Below are 14,545 nucleotides of genomic sequence, written 5' to 3'. Positions count from 1 at the left end.
CCGGCGCAGAAAGACATACACCGTGCCACGGAATGAGTGCGCACATATGGGCGTTTGCCCGTATACAGGGAGGCGGCATGACAGAGACGACGAGCGGCCCGGCACGAGGCTCCCGCGCCAAGGGCAGCAAGGCGAGCAAGGGTCTGCGTATCGAGCGCATCCACACCACACCCGGCGTGCATCCGTACGACGAGGTGGAGTGGGCGTCTCGTGACGTCGTCATGACCAACTGGCGCGACGGCTCGGTCAACTTCGAGCAGCGCGGCGTCGAGTTCCCCGAATTCTGGTCGGTGAACGCGGTCAACATCGTCACGAGCAAGTACTTCCGTGGTGCGGTGGGCTCCCCGACCCGTGAGGCGAGCCTCAAGCAGCTCATCGACCGGGTGGTCAAGACCTACCGGAAGAGCGGCGAGGAGAACGGCTACTTCGCCTCCCCGGCGGACGCCGAGATCTTCGAGCACGAGCTGGCCTACGCCCTGCTCCACCAGGTCTTCAGCTTCAACTCGCCGGTGTGGTTCAACGTCGGCACCCAGCAGCCGCAGCAGGTCAGCGCCTGCTTCATCCTCTCCGTCGACGACTCCATGGAGTCGATCCTCGACTGGTACAAGGAAGAGGGGATGATCTTCAAGGGCGGCTCCGGCGCCGGCCTGAACCTCTCCCGCATCCGCTCCTCCAAGGAGCTGCTCTCCTCCGGCGGCAACGCCTCCGGCCCGGTCTCCTTCATGCGCGGCGCCGACGCGTCCGCAGGAACGATCAAGTCGGGCGGCGCCACCCGCCGCGCGGCCAAGATGGTCGTCCTGGACGTGGACCACCCGGACGTCGAGGCCTTCATCGAGACCAAGGTGAAGGAGGAGGAGAAGGTCCGCGCGCTGCGCGACGCGGGCTTCGACATGGACCTGGGCGGCGACGACATCACGTCCGTCCAGTACCAGAACGCCAACAACTCGGTCCGGGTGAACGACGAGTTCATGAAGGCCGTCGAGACCGGCTCGAAGTTCGGCCTCCGGGGCCGGATGAACGGTGAGGTCATCGAGGAGGTCGACGCCAAGGGTCTCTTCCGCAAGATGGCGGAGGCCGCCTGGGCGTGCGCCGACCCCGGCATCCAGTACGACGACACCATCAACCACTGGCACACCTCGCCGGAGTCGGGCCGGATCACCGCGTCCAACCCCTGCAGCGAGTACATGCACCTGGACAACTCCTCGTGCAACCTCGCCTCGCTCAACCTCCTGAAGTTCCTGCGCGACGACGACCTGGGCAACCAGTCCTTCGACGCCGAGCGCTTCGCCAAGGTCGTCGAGCTGGTCATCACCGCGATGGACATCTCCATCTGCTTCGCCGACTTCCCCACCCAGAAGATCGGCGAGACCACCCGCGCCTACCGCCAGCTGGGCATCGGCTACGCCAACCTCGGCGCCCTGCTGATGGCCACCGGCCACGCCTACGACTCCGACGGCGGCCGCGCGCTGGCCGGTGCCATCACCTCCCTGATGACGGGCACCTCCTACAAGCGCTCCGCCGAGCTGGCCGCGGTCGTCGGCCCGTACGACGGCTACGCCCGCAACGCGGATGCCCACAAGCGCGTCATGAAGCAGCACTCGGACGCCAACGGCACCGCGGTGCGCATGGACGACCTGGACACCCCGGTGTGGGCGGCGGCCACCGAGGCCTGGCAGGACGTGCTGCGCCTCGGCGAGAAGAACGGCTTCCGCAACGCCCAGGCCTCCGTGCTGGCCCCCACCGGCACCATCGGCCTGATGATGGACTGCGACACCACCGGCGTCGAGCCGGACCTGGCGCTGGTCAAGTTCAAGAAGCTGGTCGGCGGCGGCTCCATGCAGATCGTGAACAACACGGTCCCCAAGGCGCTCAAGCGGCTCGGCTACCAGCCCGAGCAGGTCGAGGCGATCGTCGCCCACATCGCCGAGCACGGCAATGTCGTCGACGCCCCGGCCCTGAAGACCGAGCACTACGAGGTCTTCGACTGCGCCATGGGCGTGCGCTCGATCTCCGCCATGGGCCACGTGCGCATGATGGCCGCCGCGCAGCCTTTCCTCTCCGGTGCGATCTCCAAGACGGTCAATGTCCCGGAGACGGCCACCGTCGAGGAGATCGAGGAGGTCTACTTCGAGGGCTGGAAGCTCGGCCTGAAGGCGCTCGCGATCTACCGCGACAACTGCAAGGTCGGCCAGCCGCTCTCCGCCAAGAAGAAGGAGGAGGCCAAGGTCGAGGCCGAGGCCCCGGTGGAGAAGAAGGTCGTCGAGTACCGCCCGGTGCGCAAGCGCCTCCCCAAGGGCCGTCCCGGCATCACCACCTCCTTCACGGTCGGCGGCGCAGAGGGCTACATGACCGCCAACTCCTACCCGGACGACGGTCTCGGCGAGGTCTTCCTGAAGATGTCCAAGCAGGGCTCGACCCTCGCGGGCATGATGGACGCCTTCTCCATCGCGGTGTCCGTGGGCCTCCAGTACGGCGTGCCGCTGGAGACCTACGTCTCGAAGTTCACCAACATGCGCTTCGAGCCGGCCGGCATGACGGACGACCCGGACGTGCGGATGGCGCAGTCGATCGTCGACTACATCTTCCGCCGCCTGGCGCTGGACTTCCTGCCGTTCGAGACCCGCTCGGCGCTCGGCATCCACTCCGTCGAGGAGCGCCAGCGCCACCTGGAGACCGGCTCGTACGAGCCGTCCGAGGACGAGGTCGACGTCGAGGGCCTGGCCCAGTCGGCGCCCCGCCAGACGGAGTCCGCCCCCGCGGCGAAGATCGTCGAGGAGGTCGCCGAACCGGCCCCCAAGCAGGCGCACACCAATGCCGAGCTCGTCGAGATGCAGCTGGGCATCAACGCCGACGCGCCGCTGTGCTTCTCCTGCGGGACGAAGATGCAGCGGGCCGGCAGCTGCTACCTGTGTGAGGGCTGCGGGTCGACCAGCGGCTGCAGCTGAGCGTGAGCGGGTCCGCGCGGGAGGCGTCCTCCCGCGCGGCCCGCGCCCCGGGCCGATGCGGCTCGGGGCATGAGAGAGGGGACCGGCCGCGTGCCGGTCCCCTCTTCTTCGCTTTCCCCGGGGAGTACCGCCTGTTCCATGGGCCGTACCGCGCCCCGGCGGTGGTCCGTCAGCGGCCCATCAGGGAGGCGAACCCGTCCGGGTCGGTGTCGAACCCCCGGACCGTGGCGTGGATGCGCCACTGCCCCGACTCGTCCCGGAGGAACTCGGCGACGGTCGCCGCGGTGGCGCCCGAGACCTCGGCGAAGTCGTTCTCGGCCAGGACGGTGTAGCCCTCGCGGATCCGCACCGCGGTCCCCTCGATGTCGCCGAAGACCTTGCGGCCCTCGCCCTGCTGGATGGCCACCCCGACGATCACCCGGGTGTAGGTCTCGGACAGCCGGTCCAGTTCCAGGGTCATGATCTCGTCGAAGCCGAACCCCTGGCCGGTCCTGCTGTCCCGGTTGAGGGTGATGGTCCCGTCGGGCGACCGGCTGTCGAAGTGCACCAGATAGGCGGGGTCACCGTGGGGCGCGTCGGCCGTGTACGTGGCCGCGACGATGTCGAGGTCATTGTCCGGTGTCCCGAGCGGGCTGGGGTCCCACTTGAGCGTAACCTCGACCTTCTCGATCCCTTTGTTGAACGTGCTCACCGGACTTCCCTCCCGTCATCTCCCGGGGACGCGGCGCGGGCGCGCGGCCCCTCCCCGGGACTTCCCGTTGACTGCCCATCGTGCCACGCCCGGCGGCCTCCGGGCGGAGGGAACTGCCCCTGGTCACCCACGGTTTGGAAAGGTTCCGGGTGGCTGGAAAACGCCCTGTGGGGTGTCGTGGCGGCAGGGTCCGTTCAGCGCACTTGTTCGTTCCAGAGGCGGTCGAGATGGGCGTGCAGGAGGTCCTGGGCTCCGGCGGGGGAGAGGCGGCCGACCCGGACGTGGGTGGTGCGGTCGTCGGCCAGGACGAGGAGGGCGCACGGGCCGGGTGGTCCTGGGCGGGGGCCGGAACTCTTGGCGGTCAGCCGCGCGAGAAGTGGTTGCAGGTGCACGTCATGGGTGCGCAGGATTCCGGCCACGGGCGGGCTGACCGCGGCCTGGGCACGAAGGCCGGCCAGAGCCGCGCCTCGGCGCGATGCTCCCGCTCTCGTGGCCGTCTTCCGGGGCCACGGTCGGCGTCTGCGTGCTTCTGGCAGCCTTGCCCCCGGGGTGGTGGAGCAGCTTCCGTACGGCGTGCGGATGATCGGACGCTCCTGCCGGGAGGGGCGGTGCCTGGAGGCGGCGAGCCGGTGGACCGGTTGAGGCGGCCGAGGTGGCCGGGCTGTGGCCCGGGGGCCTACGTCGATCGACCGGTGCCCGTAAGGAATTTCGGGCCGGTCGGAAGGTGACGCGCAGTGATCCCGCCCCGCCCTTGGGCCGTACGATGGCGCGGTGCTGGTCAAGTGGATTCGCCTCACCGTCGTGGACCGTCGAGGGTTCGAGCGGGGGCAGCGGAAATGGGCGGGGCTGCTGGGTGAGCCGGGGTTTCGAGGGCAGGGCGGGGGGTGGAGCCGCGGACGGCCGGGCGTCGCGCATCTGGTGGGCTTCTGGGAGAGCCGGGCCTTCTACGACTCCTTCATGGCGCGCTCGCACGACCGGCTGGCGGCCGCCCAGGCCGGCACCTACAAGGATGCCCAGGTGCGGCTCTTCGAGCACGAGTTTGATGTGAAGGTGGGCTTCCGCCCGTCGTTCGGCGACGTGGATGTGCTGCGGCTGGCGCACTGCCGGGTGCACCAGGACCGGGTCGAGCACTTCATGCTGATGCAGGAGAAGGTCTGGAACCCCGCGATGGCGGGTTCGCCGGGCATGCTGCGGGGGATGCTGGGGCGGGCTCCGGGGGAGGAGTTCCTGGTGCTGTCGATGTGGCAGTCGGCGGCCGAGCGGGGAAAGTACCGGCCCGAGCGGGTGGAGCGGCTGGCGCTGCGGGCCCAGATAGCCGCCGACGTCCGGGCGATCGCGGGCGATGTGGTGCAGCTCGAACCGTCCTGGACGGTGTGAGGGACCGCGCGGTCAGGGGGCCGCGTCGCGAGAGGCACCGGCCGTACCGCCGGTGGTGAACGCCCCGGCGCGGGCCGCGGCCAGTGTGACCGCCACCGCCTGGTCGGCGAGCGCGTCGTCCACCGGCTCCCGGGTGATGAACAGGCGGAAGAAGAGCGGGGCGGAGACGGAGCGGACGAGGGCGCCGGCGTCGAGGACGCTGCCCGGGACGGTGCCGGAGACGGCGCGCGGCGGGGTGCCCTTCGCGCTGTCCGGCGCGGCACCCGTGGGAACCGGCAATTCGCCGCGCTCCACGGCGCGTTCGACGATGACCTCACAGCGCGCGAAGCGCTCGGCGTAGTAGTGACGCAGCGCCACGGCCGCCCGCTCCGACTGGAAGGCGGCGGCGATCATCGCGGAGCCCGATGCGGCCACTGCCGGGTCGGTGAAGGACGCGACGACCTCACGGGCCAGGGCGCGCAGATCGCCCTCCAGGGATCCGGTGTCGGGCGGGACCCAGCTGTCCTCGCCCGCGAGATCGAGGGCGTCCGCCACCAAGCCCTCCACGTCCTTCCAGCGGCGGTACAGCGTCGTCTTGTGCACGCCGGAGTGCGCCGCGACGTATTCGACCGTCAGCCCCGGATAGCCGTGCTCGGTGAGTCCTGCCAGCACGGCGTCGCGGACGGCGGCGCGGGTGCGGGCGGTGCGACCACCGGGCCGCCGGGTGCCGGGGGTGGGCGGGGCCTCGGTGGCCCCGTGCGCGTTCTCGTGCGCCGTCTCGCCAGGCAATTGCTACTCCTGTTGCGTTAGTCGGTCGAGTGTGCCATTCTCATCGTAATGCGACGAGGGTTGCGTTTGTCGGGGAGGGGGTATGTCCGCTCGGATCTCGTTATGTGGCGCCGGCCCGCCCTGGGGTCGGCTGCTGGGGCTGCTCACCGTATGCCGCCGAGGGCTTGCCGGTGCGGTGGTGGGGCTCGCCGCCCTGCTGTGGTCGTTCGGCTGCGTGCGGCGTGTGCAAAGCGGGAGATTTAGGCTGGCGGCATGGCCCGGCCCCGACGCATCGTCCTCATCCGCCATGGAGAGTCGGTGGGAAACGTCGACGACACCGTGTACGAGCGGGAGCCGGATCACGCACTCGCCCTCACCGAGACCGGGCTGCGGCAGGCGGAGCAAGCCGGCGGGCCGCTGCGCGAGATGTTCGGCGAGGAGCGGATCTCCGCCTACGTCTCGCCCTACCGCCGCACCCACCAGACCTTCCGTGTGCTCGGCCTCGATCCCACCAGGGTCCGGGTGCGCGAGGAGCCCCGGCTGCGCGAGCAGGACTGGGGGAACTGGCAGGACCGCGACGACGTACGACGGCAGAAGGCCTACCGCGACGCCTACGGCCACTTCTTCTACCGCTTCGCCCAGGGCGAGTCCGGAGCCGATGTCTACGACCGGGTCGGGGCGTTCCTGGAGAGCCTGTGGCGCAGCTTCGAGGACCCCGACCACCCGCCCAACGTCCTCATCGTCACGCACGGTCTCACCATGCGCCTGTTCTGTATGCGGTGGTTCCACTGGACGGTGGCCGAATTCGAGTCGCTGTCCAATCCCGGCAACGCCGAGCGGCGCACCCTCCTGCTCGGCCCGGACGGCCGCTACGCCCTCGACCGGCCCTTCGAGCGCTGGTGTGTACCCGAGCCTTATGGCGTCACCGGTTAGAGTGCACAGCGATGACCCCCGACCACCGTGACGCAGCACGCTGTGCGCGGGCTCTGGCGAGCCTGCGCGGCCTCTCCGTGGGTGATGCGCTCGGATCCCAGTTCTTCGTCCCCGCCCATTACCCCTCCCTCAAGCGCCGCGAGCTGCCGCCCGCCCCCTGGCAGTGGACCGACGACACGGAGATGGCGTGTTCCGTCCTGGCCGTGCTCACCGCGCACGGCCGGATCGACCAGGACGCGCTCGCCCGTTCCTTCGCCGACCACCATGACTTCGACCGCGGCTACGGCCCGGCCGTCAACCGCATGCTGCGGCTGATCCGCGAGGGCGGAGACTGGCGCGAGCTGGCATCGGGGCTCTTCAACGGGCAGGGCTCGTGGGGCAACGGAGCGGCCATGCGCATCGCTCCCCTCGGTGCCTGGTACGCCGACGACCCCGAGCAGGCCACCCATCAGGCGGAGATCTCCGCCTACACCACCCATCAGCACCGTGAGGCCGTCGTCGGCGCCATGGCCGTCGCCGCCGCGGCCGCCCTGGCGGCCGACCCGGCCCGGGACACCGGTCCCGAACAGCTGCTGGACGGTGTGCTGGAGCTCATCCCGCGCAGCGCCGTGCAAGCCGGACTGCGCCGCGCCCGCGACATGCTCGACTACGCCGACTCCGGCACCGTCGCTGCCGTCCTGGGCTGCGGTCGGCGCACCAGCGCCCACGACACCGTGCCGTTCGCCCTCTGGGCCGCGGCCCGGAATCTCGGCAACTACGAGCGGGCGTTTTGGGCCACCGCACGGGCGGGCGGCGATGTGGACACCACCTGCGCCATCGTCGGCGGCATCGTCGCCGCCGGTCGCGCCGGCCACCCTCCCCAGGCATGGCTGGAGGGCGCCGAGCCGCTCCCGTCCTGGACGCCCGCCCTCCCCGCCTGACGCAGCTCCTTCATCGCTCCACCGCCCTGCCTCTCGCCCCGCCGTGGTGCGCCCACCCCTGTCCGCATGCCGTCCTCCGGGTGTTCGCCAACCAGCCGCACCCCACGGCGATTTCACCCATGCGACGCCGGGCGGGCCGAGGCGGCCGCGGTCTCCGGCGCCGGTCACGCCACGCCGGATGCGGCGCCCGTGTACCCATCGGTAGCGGAAGCGGCAGGTCCTGTTCACCGCCTGGTCAGACGGCCGACCCCACCGTTTGGCATCAGGAGGGGATCCGGTGCGGACGGCTCGGCCGAATAGGCGTAACCTTGCTGGCGCCATGCCGTACGAGCCCCCCACCCATTCCGTCGAGCGATCATTGCGCGCCACGACGGGCGCCAAGATCGTCGCAGGTGTCGACGAGGTCGGGCGCGGAGCGTGGGCCGGTCCGGTCAGCGTCTGCGCAGCCGTCACCGGTCTGCGCCGGCCACCCGACGGACTCACCGATTCCAAGCTGCTGACCCCCAAGCGCCGCACCGAACTGTGCGATGTGCTCGGCGACTGGGTCACGTCGTACGCCCTGGGGCACTCCTCGCCGGAGGAGATCGACGCACTGGGCATGACCGCGGCCCTGCGGCTCGCGGCCGTCCGCGCCCTGGAGGCGCTGCCGGTCCGGCCGGACGCGGTCATTCTCGACGGCAAGCACGACTACCTGGGCGCGCCCTGGCGGGTCCGCACGGTCATCAAGGGCGACCAGTCCTGCATCGCGGTCGCCGCCGCGTCCGTGATCGCCAAGGTGCGACGCGACGCGATGATGGCCGAACTCGGCCTGAGGTACGCGGACTTCGACTTCGCGGCCAACGCAGGCTACCCCTCGCCGACCCATCGCATTGCCCTGGAGGAGTACGGTCCTACGCCGCACCACCGAGTGTCGTGGTCCTACATGGATGCCCTGCCCCGCTGGCGGCATCTGAAGAAGGTGCGCGTCACCGCCGAAGCGTCCGCTCTGGAAGCCGGTGGCCAACTCGGCTTCGATTTCTGAGCGGTACGCACATCAATTCGGTACCCAGTGACGTGTTCCGCACTTACGTTTGATAGACATCCCTTTATGCCTCTCATCCCCGAGGAGCCTCAGATTCACGAGAGTGTCCCGGGTCCCCGCGCAACTCCGGCCGCCGGCCGAACCGCGCCGACCCCCCGTCCTGTTCCTGGTCCCGGTCCCCGCCCCGCACCGCCGCGTGGCGCTCCCGCGTCCAGTGTCCGTCCGGGCAAGCCCGGACCTGCTGCCCCGCCGCGTGGTCCTGTCGCCGCTCCGCCGGCGCAGCGCACCAGCTCCCCGCAGCCGCCCGCCGGCAAGTCCGACGGCGCCGCGGGAGCGCAGCTCCAGCTGATCCCGGCACCCGCCGCCGGCGCCGTCGACGCCGCCGACGAGGCCGTCGACCTGCTGCTGGACTCCGGGCGCGCGCCGGGCGAAATCCTGGTGCTGACCACCGGTGACGCGCACCCGTGGGCCGCGCACGAGCTGTCCTTCGGCGAGGCGTCCTACTGGGCCCAACACGACGCCGCGGACGATGTGTTCTACGCGGACGCCGGCGCCGGGCGCGCCACCGGCCGGCCCGTCGTGATCGTCGCCGTCAACGGTGAGACGGACGAGGCCACCGCGCAGGCGCTGCCCGCGGCGATGGCCCGTGCCGGAACGCTGCTGATCGTCTGCGGCGACCCGCAGCGGATCAACACCGTTCTCGGCGCCCCCGCCTGATCGCTGCCGCTTCGCAACAGCCCGTCGGCCCCGGAGGCCGTCGGGCTCGCTTGCGTTCCCGCCCGGACGAGATCCGGACGCGGGAGCCGCGGCGGGGAGCGGTGAAGCCGTGCCGGCGGCGATCCGTTCACGACGGGCCGGGATGCCGAGCGGGGCGGGCCTGCCGTCGCTGGGTGCCGGTCGCGCGGCGGTGTGTCCGGTTTCGTCCGGACGCCGGTGTACCTCCGCCCGACCGCTCAGCGCGCAGCCGTGTGCCGGTGAGCTTCCGGGACGCCGCCTCCCGTACGCCGCACCGTCGACCGGTTCGAGGCGGTGGGCAACTGCGCGGCCGTATGCGGCGCCTCCGGATGTGCGGCCGTGGTCCGGCGAACCTCCATACGCCCCGCCGCCGTTTCCGTCCCCGTACGGTGTGCCGCGGTGACCGGCTCGGCCGCGGTGGACGGCCTGGGGCGGCGCCCGCCGCGGCCCTCACCCAGCACCTGCCAGCGATCCGGGGTCAACGTGATGTACGCCCCGCACCGCAGCCCGTGCAGGGTGCAAGCGTCGCGCAGCCCCCACATCCAGGCCCCGTCCGTCTCCGTCCAAAGGGGCTCGCCCTCACGGCAGTAGAGCAGCACGGCGGTCCGGACCGGGACGCGCAGCCGCAGGTCGTGCGGGATGACCCGGCGCAGATGCGCCAGGAGCGCGTTACGGAACTCCCAGCCGTCGGGAGCGCCCGTGAACTCGGTGAACGAGGCGCTGGCCGTCACCCGCTCCTGCGTGTCGAGCACCGCGACGACGGCCGTCGACGGCACCGGCCGGTGCCGGTCGTGCAGGCCGGCGACGACCTCACGGGGGTTGCGCAGCAACGGGATACCGGCCGAGGCCCATTCGGCGGGCTCCAGCATGCGGCCCAGCCGGGCGGCGGAATCGGCGGACGTGGGCAGGGACACCTGCGGGGGCGGGGCGAAGTCGAAGGTCACGTTCCTCCCATCGTCTACGCGTCCGCACGCCGGGCGGCGGCCAGTCGCGGATGGGCACCACGGCATGGCCCTGCCTGACCACGGAAGGCCGGTACGGGGAACAACTCCAATTCTCGCGGTCGTACAGGCATGCGGCAACGAGCAATTCCCGGCCGCGACCGGAATCTCCCGGGGAGTGGTAAATGTCCCTGCCCGCCGCCGCGCGCCTCACGGCTCCTAGCCCTGTACGGCGAGGACCAGCGGAAACACCTCCGCCGCCCCGGCCCGGCGCAGCAGCCGGGCGGCCACGGCCAGCGTCCAGCCCGTGTCGGCGTAGTCGTCCACCAACAGCACCGGACCGGCTGCCGATTCCAGCGCCTGCGCCAGCTCCGGTGGCACTCCCAGCGAACCGTGCAGCGCCCGCAGCCGCTGGGCACTGTTGCTGCGCGGAATCCTCCCGTCGGCACCGTCGTCCACCGAGGTCACCGTGCCCAGGAACGGCATACGGCCGACCGTGGAGATCCGCTCGGCCAGCGACCGGATCAGCTGCGGGCGGCTGCGCGAGGAGAGCGCGACGACACCCACCGGGCGGGGCGGTGCGTCCGCCGCACCCGAGGCCCAACCCCCGGGGCCCTTGGCCCAGTCGGCGAGGACGGTGACCACCGCGGCGGCCACATCGTCGGGAACCGGGCCGTCCGGCGCCTGCGCCGCGAGCATCGGCCGCAGGCGGTTGCCCCACCCGATGTCGGAGAGCCGGCCCAGGGCCCGGCCGGTCGCGGCCAGCTCACCCGCCGGGATACGGCCCTTGAGGTCGACCCCGACAGCCGGCAGCCCCGTAGGCCACATCCGCCGCGGCTCCAGCTCCACCCCGGGCCGCCCCAGCTCACCGCGCGCCGCATCCAGCGCCGCGGCGGACACCTCGCTGGTGAACCGGGCCCCGGCGCAGTTGTCGCAGCGCCCGCACGCCACCGCCGCCTCGTCGTCCAACTGCCGCCGCAGGAACTCCATCCGGCAGCCGGACGTGGTGGCGTACTCCCGCATCGCCTGCTGCTCGGCCTCGCGCTGGCGTGCCACCCACGCATAGCGCTCGGCGTCGTACGACCACGGCCGGCCGGTGGAGGTCCAGCCGCCCTTGACGCGCTGGACGGCGCCGTCGACATCGAGCACCTTGAGCATGATCTCCAGGCGCGAGCGGCGCAGTTCGACCTGCGGCTCCAGGGCCGGCAGCGACACCGGCCGGCCCGCGCCCGCCAGGACGTCCAGGGTCCGCCGCACCTGCTCCTCGGGCGGGAACGCCAGCGAGGCGAAGTACTTCCAGATCGCCTCGTCCTCCCGTCCGGGCAGCAGCAGCACCTCGGCGTGCTCGACCCCACGGCCCGCCCGGCCCACCTGCTGGTAGTAGGCGATGGGGGACGACGGCGAACCCAGGTGCACCACGAAGCCCAGGTCGGGCTTGTCGAAGCCCATGCCCAGCGCCGAGGTCGCCACCAGCGCCTTGACGCGATTGGCGAGCAGATCGTCCTCGGCCTGCTGGCGGTCGGCGTTCTCCGTCTTGCCGGTGTACGAGGAGACCGTGTGTCCCCGATGGCGCAGGAAAGCCGTGACCTCCTCGGCGGCGGCGACCGTGAGCGTGTAGATGATCCCCGAGCCCGGCAGCTCGTGCAGATGGTCCGCGAGCCAGGCGAGCCGGTGCGCGGCGTCCGGCAGGGGGAGGACGCCCAGGCTCAGGCTCTCCCGGTCCAGCGGCCCGCGCAGGACCAGCGCCTCGGTGGAGCCCTCGCCCGTGCCGAGCTGTTCGGCGACGTCGGCGGTCACCCGCGCGTTGGCCGTGGCCGTGGTGGCGAGCACGGGCACATCCGGCGGGAGATCGGCGAGCATGGTGCGCAGCCGCCGGTAGTCCGGCCGGAAATCATGGCCCCAGTCGGAGATGCAGTGCGCTTCGTCGACCACCAGCAGACCGGTCGCCGCCGCGAGCTTGGGCAGCACCTGATCACGGAAGTCGGGGTTGTTGAGCCGCTCGGGGCTGACCAGCAGGACGTCCACGTCGCCGGCCGCCACCTCGGCCTGGACGGTGTCCCACTCCTCGGTGTTGGCGGAGTTGATCGTGCGGGCGCGGATCCCGGCCCGCGCGGCGGCCTCGACCTGATTGCGCATCAGCGCGAGCAACGGGGAGACGATCACGGTCGGGCCGCTGCCGCGCTCCCGCAGCAGCGCCGTGGCGACGAAGTAGACCGCGGACTTGCCCCAGCCCGTGCGCTGGACGACCAGCGCCCGGCGGTGATCGGCGACCAGCGCCTCGATCGCCCGCCACTGATCCTCGCGCAGCCTCGCCTCGCCGCCGGGATCCCCGACGAGACGGGTCAGGACGGCGTCGGCTGCGGCACGCAGATCTTCGTTGCTCATGCCCCCATGCAACCCGATGCCACTGACAACGCGCGAACCCCCGCCCGAAGCTGTGGACAAGTGCCTCGCCCGAGAGTTATCCACAGGGGTCGCGGCGCAGCGGCCGGCCGCGGGATCTTCGAGCCATGAATCCGCACAGCGAACCGAGCAAGCGCACCGGCGACATCCACTCGACCCCCACCTCCGCACCCTCCTCCGCCGAAACCTCCTCGCACCCTCCCCGCACGCCGAAGCCACCCGCCCCCACCGACCCGCCCAGCACATCCGGATCGTCCGCACCCACCGACCCGACCGACGCCACCGAAACCTCCAGCCCGCCCGGACCTGCGGAAACCGCAAGCACTCCCGTCCCTTCCCACCCCACCGACCCTCTTGCCCCGTCCGCCTTCACCAGCTCCACAGCAGCAACTCCTTCCCGCCCCTCCCACGCCGCCGCCCCTTCCGACGCCACCAAGGCCCCGTCCCCCGATGCCCAGGTCACCCTCCGCGGTCCCGCCGAGCTCGCCGACGCCCTGCCGTACCTTCTGGGCTTCTATCCGGACGACAGCGTGGTCATGATCGCGCTGACCGGCGAGCGCGGACGCTTCGGCGGCCGGGTCAGGCTCGGTATCCCGACCGACACGGCGCAGTGGCCGGATGTCGCCGACCAGCTCGCCGAGTGTCTGATCTCCGCAGGTCAGGAGCGTGACGCCCGTCCCGCGGCGATCATCGTCTACCTCTGCCAGGAGCCGGCTGCGGGCGAGAGCGGCAAGGACGTCAAGGACCGCCTCCGCCCGCTCGCCCAACGGCTGCGCACGGCCTGCGGCGCGCTGGACGTACCGGTCCTGGAAGCCCTGTGCCTCTCCAACGGCCGCTTCTGGTCCTACTGCTGCCCCGACTTCCGGTGCTGCCCCGCAGAGGGCACACCCATGGTCATGCCCGGCACGTCCGTGATGGCCGCGGCCGCCGCCTACGCGGGAATGCAGGTGCGCGGCTCCCTCAAGGAGATGGAGGCCAGGCTCGCGCCCCGCACCGGGCGGCGGGCCGCCGACCAGGAAACAGCGCTGGACGCGGCCGCCGGCGCACTGGTTCCGCGCATGCTCCGGCGGGACGCCGCGGCGGCCGTCCGCCGGGACACCCTCGACCTGGCCGGCGCCATGATCCACCGGTTCCGGCAGGACACCCCCTCCGGCAGCAACCGGGCCAGGGACGCCTGCGACGACGCGCTGATCACCGATGCCGAGGCCGCCGACCTCATCCTCGGCCTCCAGGACCGGGTCACCCGCGACCGGGCAGCGGAGTGGATGGACGGTTCCGCCGCCGCGCCGGCCCTGCGGCTCTGGCGTGCCCTCGCCCGCCGCTGCGCCGGCGGCTACGCCGAACACGCGGTGGCACCGCTCACCCTCGCCGGCTGGGTCAGCTGGTCCACCGAGGACGGGCCGTCGGCACGTGTCGCCCTCAGCCGGGCCCTGGCCCTCGACCCCGACTACACCTTCGCCCAGCTCCTCCACCGGGCCATCAACGAAGGACTCGACCCGGAGCCGCTGCGCCGCTGCCTGCGCGAACAGCACCGGGAGGCAGTGAGCACGGCCGAGCCCGCCGCTCGTGCAGCCAAGAAGGCACCGCAGCCCACGAAACGCCCGGGGACCGGCGGCTCCGGTCCCGCCGGGCGCCCCCGCGGACCGCGCGGCGGCACGGGCCCCGGTACCCGCACGACCGACGGACGCGGCAGGCGCCGGGCCGGCCGGAACGGCGACCGGAGCCGGCGGTGACCGAGCTGTCCCTGCCCGGCCGGCGTGACCTGGGCGCCGGCCGGGCCGTTCACCTGATTGGAGCAGCCCGTACGGAGCCCCGACCTCATCAGGGAGCGC

Annotated in this window: 11 protein-coding genes and 1 pseudogene; 7 read left to right on the top strand and 5 right to left on the bottom strand. The window is 71.9% G+C overall.

What is annotated here, in order from left to right; genetic code table 11:
* Positions 1-77 precede the first annotated feature (77 nt).
* Positions 78-2,945, top strand: coding sequence for a vitamin B12-dependent ribonucleotide reductase (locus K7396_RS09615; RefSeq protein WP_086718780.1), 2,868 nt, complete (start codon positions 78-80; stop codon positions 2,943-2,945).
* 169 nt (positions 2,946-3,114) lie between these two features.
* On the opposite strand, the gene K7396_RS09610 is transcribed toward K7396_RS09615, so the two are convergent.
* Positions 3,115-3,636, bottom strand: coding sequence for a TerD family protein (locus K7396_RS09610; RefSeq protein ID WP_086718781.1), 522 nt, complete (start codon positions 3,634-3,636; stop codon positions 3,115-3,117).
* Between the two features lie 194 nt (positions 3,637-3,830).
* Positions 3,831-4,028 (bottom strand): hypothetical protein, encoded by a 198-nt coding sequence (locus K7396_RS09605; protein ID WP_218039136.1) that lies wholly within the window; start codon positions 4,026-4,028, stop codon positions 3,831-3,833.
* 379 nt (positions 4,029-4,407) lie between these two features.
* Between K7396_RS09605 and K7396_RS09600 the strand changes: the two genes are divergently transcribed.
* Complete coding sequence (locus K7396_RS09600; RefSeq protein WP_152105079.1) at positions 4,408-5,013, top strand: YdbC family protein; 606 nt, start codon at positions 4,408-4,410, stop codon at positions 5,011-5,013.
* A gap of 12 nt (positions 5,014-5,025) precedes the next feature.
* Here the strand turns inward: K7396_RS09600 and K7396_RS09595 are convergent, their stop codons facing one another.
* Positions 5,026-5,781 carry a TetR/AcrR family transcriptional regulator gene (locus K7396_RS09595; protein WP_152105080.1) on the bottom strand — a complete coding sequence of 252 codons (756 nt, stop codon included), beginning with the start codon at positions 5,779-5,781 and terminating at the stop codon, positions 5,026-5,028.
* 252 nt (positions 5,782-6,033) lie between these two features.
* Here K7396_RS09595 and K7396_RS09590 point away from each other — a divergent pair, with 252 nt between their 5' ends.
* The 4 genes from K7396_RS09590 (at position 6,034) to K7396_RS09575 (ending at position 9,351) form a co-directional block, all read left to right on the top strand.
* Positions 6,034-6,693, top strand: coding sequence for a histidine phosphatase family protein (locus K7396_RS09590; RefSeq protein ID WP_086721743.1), 660 nt, complete (start codon positions 6,034-6,036; stop codon positions 6,691-6,693).
* A gap of 11 nt (positions 6,694-6,704) precedes the next feature.
* Entirely contained in the window at positions 6,705-7,613 is a 909-nt protein-coding gene (locus K7396_RS09585; protein ID WP_086721742.1) for an ADP-ribosylglycohydrolase family protein, read from the top strand.
* A 319-nt stretch (positions 7,614-7,932) separates the two neighbouring features.
* A complete protein-coding gene (locus tag K7396_RS09580; RefSeq protein WP_086721741.1) occupies positions 7,933-8,634 on the top strand; it encodes a ribonuclease HII in 702 nt (233 codons plus the stop codon).
* 66 nt (positions 8,635-8,700) lie between these two features.
* Positions 8,701-9,351 (top strand): hypothetical protein, encoded by a 651-nt coding sequence (locus K7396_RS09575; protein WP_086721740.1) that lies wholly within the window; start codon positions 8,701-8,703, stop codon positions 9,349-9,351.
* A gap of 350 nt (positions 9,352-9,701) precedes the next feature.
* Here K7396_RS09575 and K7396_RS09570 read toward each other — a convergent pair.
* Both K7396_RS09570 and K7396_RS09565 read right to left on the bottom strand, forming a co-directional pair.
* A pseudogene (locus K7396_RS09570) lies at positions 9,702-10,313 on the bottom strand (hypothetical protein); the annotation flags it as partial.
* 216 nt (positions 10,314-10,529) lie between these two features.
* The gene (locus tag K7396_RS09565; protein WP_086721738.1) at positions 10,530-12,695 is read right to left on the bottom strand and encodes a RecQ family ATP-dependent DNA helicase; all 2,166 of its coding nucleotides are present in this window, start codon (positions 12,693-12,695) and stop codon (positions 10,530-10,532) included.
* 125 nt (positions 12,696-12,820) lie between these two features.
* Between K7396_RS09565 and K7396_RS09560 the strand changes: the two genes are divergently transcribed.
* A complete protein-coding gene (locus K7396_RS09560; RefSeq protein WP_152105081.1) occupies positions 12,821-14,446 on the top strand; it encodes a DUF4192 domain-containing protein in 1,626 nt (541 codons plus the stop codon).
* The last annotated feature ends 99 nt before the right edge of the window (positions 14,447-14,545 follow it).

It is taken from the genome of Streptomyces angustmyceticus (assembly GCF_019933235.1).
Lineage (GTDB): Bacteria > Actinomycetota > Actinomycetes > Streptomycetales > Streptomycetaceae > Streptomyces > Streptomyces angustmyceticus.
The sequence above is the reverse complement of the archived record's forward strand: the minus strand, read 5'-3'. Positions and strand labels throughout refer to the sequence as shown.